Raw genomic sequence first — 6,127 nt, forward strand, 5'->3', positions numbered from 1 at the left:
GGAGTCGGCGGCGGTGGGCGTGTTGGGTGGGGTGTTGGCCGATCACGCCGGGGGGTGGGCGGTGCCGCGGGCGGCGCGGGCGGTGGTGGACGTCGACTACGTGTTGGCGGCCGGGGGGCTGCTGGCGGCGGAGCATCCGGGGGCGGCGCGGGCGTTGTTGGGTGGGCGGTTCGTCACGGAGTGAGACGGTCGGTGGGCGTGCCGCCGCGACACGCCGGGTGGGGTGGGCGACTGGCCGGGGGCGGGTTGACACGGCCGGGGGTGTACCACGTACCGTCTTTGAGTCCTACTACGGGAAGCGGCTGTTGTTCGCTTCGTCCCTTCGTCCGCTGGCCGAGCGACACGGTGCGATGTGTTGCGGCGGCCAGGTCCAGCGGGCGGGGGTCGGCGGGGCGGCGCGAACCGGTCGCGGTTACCGGTGTACGGGCAGGGTGAGGTGCACGGCCAGTAGACAACGGTCAGGCGGGGGCAGCCAGTCCACGTCGGGTCGGTCCGAAGGTCGGCGTGCCGCATTCTCGCCCCACCGGCCGGGGAGGGCCTGGGAGCATCGGGGCGCGGCGCAGGCCGCGCCCCGATTTGTTGTCCGCGCCCGGGTGGGGGTCGCCCGTGGCGGCTGGTTTCCCGGGTGGGGCGGGTAGCCTTCGGCGCGTGATCGTGGTGAGGTGCCGGTGACGACGCTCGACCGGGAACAGACGCGCGCCGGGGACGTGGCGCCCGAGGGCGCGGCGGGCGGGGCCCTGCCGTGGGTGGTGGCGGTGCCGGCGGCGGTGCTGGCCGGGGTGGCGCTGTTGGTCGCGTTCCCGCCGTACGGGTGGTGGCCGCTGGCGCCGGTCGGGGTGGCCCTGCTGGCGGCGGCGACGCACCGGCGGCGGGTGCGGGCCGGCGCGGCGTTGGGTTTCCTGACCGGGGTGGCGTTCTTCGCGCCGTTGCTGTCCTGGACGAACCTGCACACCGGGTACCTGCCGTGGGTGTTGCTGTCGCTGGTGCAGGCCGGGTATGTGGCGCTGCTGGGGGCGGCGACGGCGTGGGTGTCGCCGCTGGTGGACCGGGCCCGGTGGGGGTGGCCGCTGCTGACCGGGCTGTTGTGGGTGGGGCAGGAGGCGCTGCGGGGCCGGACCCCGTTCGGGGGGTTCCCGTGGGGGCGGCTGGCGTTCAGCCAGGACGCCTCGCCGATGCTGCCGTTGGCGGCGGTGGGTGGGGCGCCGCTGGTGACGTTCGCGGTGGCGGTGGCCGGTGGGCTGCTGGTGACGCTGGTGTGGCGGCCGTGGCGCGGCCCGGCCGGGCGGGGCCGGTGGCGGTCGGTGGCCGCGCTGGTGGCGGCGACGGTCGCGGTGGTCGGGGTGGGGCTGGTGGTACCGGTGGCGGTGCGCGGCGCCGGTGACCAGGTCACGGTGACGATCGTGCAGGGTAACGTGCCGCGGCTGGGCCTGGACTTCAACGCGCAGCGGCAGGCGGTGCTCAACAACCACGTGGACGCGACGATCGCCCTGGCCGGGCGGGTCGCGGACGGGACGGCCCGGCAGCCGGACCTGGTGGTGTGGCCGGAGAACTCCAGCGACATCGACCCGTTGCGCAATCCGGCGGCGGGGGCGCGGATCTCCCAGGCGGCCGACGCGGTGCGGGCGCCGATCCTGGTGGGCGCGGTGCTGTTGGGTGAGCGGGCCGGGCAGGTCCGTAACGCGGGGGTGCTGTGGCGGCCGGGGACCGGCCCGGACCTGGAGCAGGTGTACGCGAAGCGGCATCCGGTGCCGTTCGCCGAGTACGTGCCGTTGCGGGACCTGGCGCGGATGGTCAGCAAGCAGGTCGACCGGGTGCGGTCGGACTTCGTGGCCGGGACGGAGCCGGGGGTGGTACGGGCCGGGCCGGCGGTGCTGGGTGACGTGATCTGTTTCGAGGTGGCCTACGACGGGCTGGTACGCGACACGGTGACCGGTGGGGCGCAGCTGCTGGTGGTGCAGACCAACAACGCGACGTTCGACGTGGCCGAGGCCCGCCAGCAGTTGGCGATGGTGCGGGTGCGGGCGGTGGAGCACGGCCGGGAGGCGTTGATGGCCTCGACGGTCGGGGTGTCCGGGTTCGTGGCCGCCGACGGGCGGGTATTCGACGCCACCGGGTTCAACACCGCGGCGGTGGTGACCCGGCAGATGCGCCTGGGTGACGGGCGGACCCTGGCCACCCGGGTGGGGGTGTGGCCGGAGGCGGCGCTGACGGTGCTGGCCGTGGCGGCGCTGGTCGCCGCGGGTGCGGCGCGGCGGGCCGCCGGGCGGGGACGCCCGGCCGACACCGCCCCCGGCAGCGGGGCCGGGTGAGGCGGGCGCGACGGACACGGGGGGCGTGGTGGTCGAGACGGTGCGGCAGCGGCGGACGCAGGGCCATCCCGGGGTGGGGCGGGTGCTGGTGGTCATCCCCACCTACAACGAGGCCGACAACCTGACGTCGATCGTGGCGCGGGTGCACCGGGCGGCCCCGCAGGTGGAGGTCCTCGTCGCCGACGACAACAGCCCGGACGGCACCGGGGCCCTCGCCGACGACCTGGCCCGCGCCGACGCGCGGGTGCACGTGCTGCACCGTCCCGGCAAGGAGGGCCTGGGCGCGGCGTACCTGGCGGGGTTCGGGTGGGCGCGGCGGCGCGGGTACGACGCGGTGGTGGAGATGGACGCCGACGGGTCGCACGCCCCGGAGGACCTGCCGCGGCTGCTGGCCGCGGCGGTGGACGCGGACGTGGTGATCGGGTCGCGGTGGACGGCGGGCGCGCGGGTGGTGAACTGGCCGGTGCGGCGGCTGCTGTTGTCGCGGTGCGGGAACCTGTACGCGCGGTGGGCGTTGGGGATGCCGGTGTCGGACGCCACCGGCGGGTACCGGGTGTACCGGCGGGCCGCGTTGGCGGCGGTGGATCTGGAGTCGGTGTGTTCGCAGGGGTACGCGTTCCAGGTGGAGTTGTCGCGGTTGGCGCACCGGGCGGGGCTGCGGATGGTGGAGGTGCCGATCACGTTCGCGGAGCGGGAGCGGGGGGCGAGCAAGATGAGCCCGCTGATCGTGGTGGAGGCGTTGTGGCGGATCACCGGGTGGGCGGTGCAGGACCGGCGGGCGGCGGTGCGGCGGGGGTTGCACGGGACGCCCACCGGTCAGGTCCGGTGGCCGTGACGGGGCGGCGTGTCATGCTGGGAGACCAGGGTGCGCCGAGGAGCGGATGAGGTGACATGCGCCGAGGACTGAGGTTCGTGCCGCTGGGCATGCTGCTGGCGGTGGTGCTGGAGGTGGCGGCGTTCGTCGCGGTGGGCCGGTGGGTCGGCTTCGGGTGGGCGGTGCTGCTGGTGTTCGCGGTGTCGCTGCTGGGGCTGGTGCTGCTGCGGCGGGAGGGCATGCGGGCGTGGCGGGGGTTCCGCGCGGCGGCGGAGTCGGGGCAGCCGCCGGGCCGGCAGGTGACCGACGGGCTGGTGGGGCTGCTGGGCGCGGTGCTGCTGGCGGCGCCGGGTCTGGTCAGTGCTCTGGTGGGGGTGTCGTTGCTGGTGCCGCCGGTGCGTCGGCTGGTGCGTACGGGGATGCAGCGGTCGGCGGAGCGGCGGGTGTCGTCGATGGTCGCCGGTGACCTGTTCGGGCCCCGCCGGGTGCGGGTGTACCGGGGTGCGCCGCAGCCGGAGCCGGCCGGGTCGGCGCCGCGCGCCGAGCACCAGCCGACGGCGCCGGCCGGGGAGCCGGTGGTGCCGCCGGGTGGGGCCATCGAGGGGGAGATCGTCGAGCCACGCCCCCGGTGAGGCCCTGACGCCCTGACGGACACGGCGACGCCCCCGAGAGACGTTTCCTCTCGGGGGCGTCGCCGTGTCGTGCGGTGTGCGGGTCAGGCGCGGCCGCGGCGGGTGCGGACCTCCTGGAGCCGTTCGGCGAGGATGTCCTCCAGCTCGGCGACAGAGCGCCGCTCCAGCAGCATGTCCCAGTGGGTACGCGGCGGCTTGGCCTTCTTCTGCTCCGGCTCGCTGCCGTCGACGAGCCGGGCCACGCTGCCGTCGAACTTGCACTCCCAGGTCACCGGGACCTCGGCGTCGACGGCGAAGGGGACCTCGAACTGGTGGCCCTTGGCGCAGAGGTACTCCCGGGTCTGCCGTGGCGCGAGCTCCGTGTTGCGGTCGGACTCGTAGCTGACCGCGCCCAGACGGCTTCCGCGCAGCATGCGCTCGCCCATGATCGACTTCCCCTCGCTCGTGGTGCTGGTCTTCTCGTGTAACGGTCCGTGGCCGCCGGGCCATTCCCGCCCACGGTGGTGTCGCGCGGCGGACCCCCGCCAAGGGTAGCCGGCCATGACAGCCGCCCGGCGGGGTCGTCCCCGGCCGGGCTCGAATCGGTGGCGTGTTCTGGCTGTCAGTGGGGATGCTAGCCGACCAGGCGGCCCGGAGGCGACGATAGCCGCCCCGGGCGGCCTGGAGGTGACCATGGAGGGCGACCCGCCGTACCGTGTCGCGGGGCCGACGGTCCTCGGCCACCCCCGGGCGCTGGCGACCCTGTTCCTCACCGAGATGTGGGAGAGGTTCAGCTTCTACGGCATGCGGGCGATTCTGGTGCTGTACCTGACCGCCTCGGTCGCCGACGGCGGCCAGGCCCTCGACGGCGCCACCGCCAACGCCGTGTACGGCACCTACAACGCGATGGTGTACCTGATGGCGTTGCCGGGCGGGTGGGTCGCCGACCGGCTCGTCGGGGCCCGGCGCAGCGTGCTGTGGGGCGGGGTGGTCATCGCCGCCGGGCACTACGTGATGGCGGTACCGGTGGACTGGAGCGTCTTCGCCGGCATGGCGCTGATCGTGGTCGGCACCGGCCTGCTCAAACCCAACATCTCCACCATGGTCGGCGACCTGTACCCGCGTGACTCCCCGCGCCGTGACGCCGGCTTCTCGATCTTCTACATGGGGATCAACATCGGTGGCTTCACCGCGCCGCTGGTCACCGGCCTGCTCGGCGAGCGGATCAACTGGCACCTGGGGTTCGGGGCGGCGGCGGTCGGGATGACCCTCGGCGTGGTGCTGTACGTCCTCGGTGGGCGGGGCCTCGGCGCGGCCGGCGCCCACCCCGCCGACCCGCTGCTCGGGGCGGAACGCCGCCGCGCGCTGACCCGCGTCGCCGTCGGTGTCGTCGTGGCCGGGCTGGTCGTGGCGGCGCTGGCGGTGGCCGGGCTGTTCACCGTGAACACGGTGGTCAACCTGCTCACCGTCGGCACCGTGCTGGTCGCCGTCGGCTACTTCGCCCGGATCATGACCGACCGGGAGCTCAGCCGCACCGAACACAGCCGGATGCGGGCGTACCTGTGGCTGTTCGTCTTCGCCGCCGCGTTCTGGCTGATCTACGACCAGGCCGGGTCGGTGCTGAACGTCTTCGCCGCCGAGCGCACCGACCGGACGGTGGCCGGGTTCACCTTCCCCGCCTCCTGGCTCCAGTCGGTCAACCCGATCCTGATCATCATCGGGGCGCCGCTGTTCGCGCTGCTGTGGCTGCGCCTGGGCCACCGGGTCGGCACGCCGGCGAAGTTCGCGGTGGGCCTGGTGCTCAACGGCCTGTCGTTCGTGCTGATGTCCGTCGCCGCCCAGGCCGCCGTCGGCGGTGACCTGGTCTCCCCGTGGTGGCTGGTCGCCGTGTACGCCGTGCAGGTCGCCGGTGAGCTGTCGCTGAGCCCGGTCGGGCTGTCGGCCACCAGTCGACTGGCGCCGGTGAAGTACGCCAGCCAGATGATGGGGCTGTGGTTCCTCGCCGTGGCCGTCGGCGACGCGATCGGCGGGCAGGTGGCCCGGCTCGCGGTGACCTGGCCGGCGCCGACGTACTTCCTGACCTTCGGGTTGGCGTCGGTGGCGTGCGGCCTCGGCGCGGTGATGCTCACCCGGCACCTGCGCACCCTGATGGCCGGCATCCACTGACCCCGGCCGCGCCGACCGGCACCCGGGGCGTGCGGCCGGCTCAGGCCCGGGGTGGGGCGCCGAGCCGGGCCAGCGCCGAGGCCAGGTCGCTGACCTGGTCGGCGAGTTGCGCCGCCCGCCGCTCGGCGGCGTCCCGCTCGGCCTGCGCGGCGCGCAGCCGCGCCTGCAGGTCGTCGCCGTGGGCCTGGGCGGCGGCGAGCGCCTGCCGGGCGGCGTCGGCCTCGGCG

The 6,127-nt window shown here is 75.0% G+C and carries 5 protein-coding genes and 2 pseudogenes; 5 read left to right on the forward strand and 2 right to left on the reverse strand.

What is annotated here, in order from left to right:
• The 4 genes and pseudogenes from AWW66_RS30980 to AWW66_RS30995 form a co-directional block, all read left to right on the forward strand.
• Positions 1-184 (forward strand): annotated as a pseudogene (locus AWW66_RS30980) (glutamate mutase L); the annotation flags it as partial.
• A gap of 484 nt (positions 185-668) precedes the next feature.
• Complete coding sequence (gene lnt / locus AWW66_RS30985) at positions 669-2,309, forward strand: apolipoprotein N-acyltransferase (protein WP_067374067.1); 1,641 nt, start codon at positions 669-671, stop codon at positions 2,307-2,309.
• Positions 2,310-2,337: 28 nt separating this feature from the next.
• Positions 2,338-3,144: a polyprenol monophosphomannose synthase gene (locus AWW66_RS30990; protein WP_396890564.1), complete on the forward strand. Its 807-nt coding sequence runs from the start codon at positions 2,338-2,340 to the stop codon at positions 3,142-3,144.
• A gap of 56 nt (positions 3,145-3,200) precedes the next feature.
• Entirely contained in the window at positions 3,201-3,755 is a 555-nt protein-coding gene (locus AWW66_RS30995) for an FxsA family protein (protein WP_067374062.1), read from the forward strand.
• An 83-nt stretch (positions 3,756-3,838) separates the two neighbouring features.
• On the opposite strand, the gene AWW66_RS31000 is transcribed toward AWW66_RS30995, so the two are convergent.
• Entirely contained in the window at positions 3,839-4,180 is a 342-nt protein-coding gene (locus AWW66_RS31000; protein ID WP_067374064.1) for an RNA polymerase-binding protein RbpA, read from the reverse strand.
• Between the two features lie 247 nt (positions 4,181-4,427).
• Here AWW66_RS31000 and AWW66_RS31005 point away from each other — a divergent pair, with 247 nt between their 5' ends.
• A complete protein-coding gene (locus tag AWW66_RS31005; RefSeq protein ID WP_067374073.1) occupies positions 4,428-5,900 on the forward strand; it encodes a peptide MFS transporter in 1,473 nt (490 codons plus the stop codon).
• A 40-nt stretch (positions 5,901-5,940) separates the two neighbouring features.
• On the opposite strand, the pseudogene AWW66_RS34700 reads toward AWW66_RS31005, so the two are convergent.
• A pseudogene (locus AWW66_RS34700) lies at positions 5,941-6,127 on the reverse strand (hypothetical protein); the annotation flags it as partial.

Origin of the sequence: Micromonospora rosaria (assembly GCF_001567585.1) — a bacterium.
Taxonomy (GTDB): Bacteria; Actinomycetota; Actinomycetes; order Mycobacteriales; family Micromonosporaceae; genus Micromonospora; species Micromonospora rosaria.

Coding starts and splice junctions, on each gene's coding strand:
- AWW66_RS30995 (WP_067374062.1), top strand. CDS start 3,201: ATGCGCCGAGGACTGAGGTTCGTGCCGCTGGGCATGCTGCTGGCGGTG.
- AWW66_RS31000 (WP_067374064.1), bottom strand. CDS start 4,180: ATGGGCGAGCGCATGCTGCGCGGAAGCCGTCTGGGCGCGGTCAGCTAC.
- AWW66_RS31005 (WP_067374073.1), top strand. CDS start 4,428: ATGGAGGGCGACCCGCCGTACCGTGTCGCGGGGCCGACGGTCCTCGGC.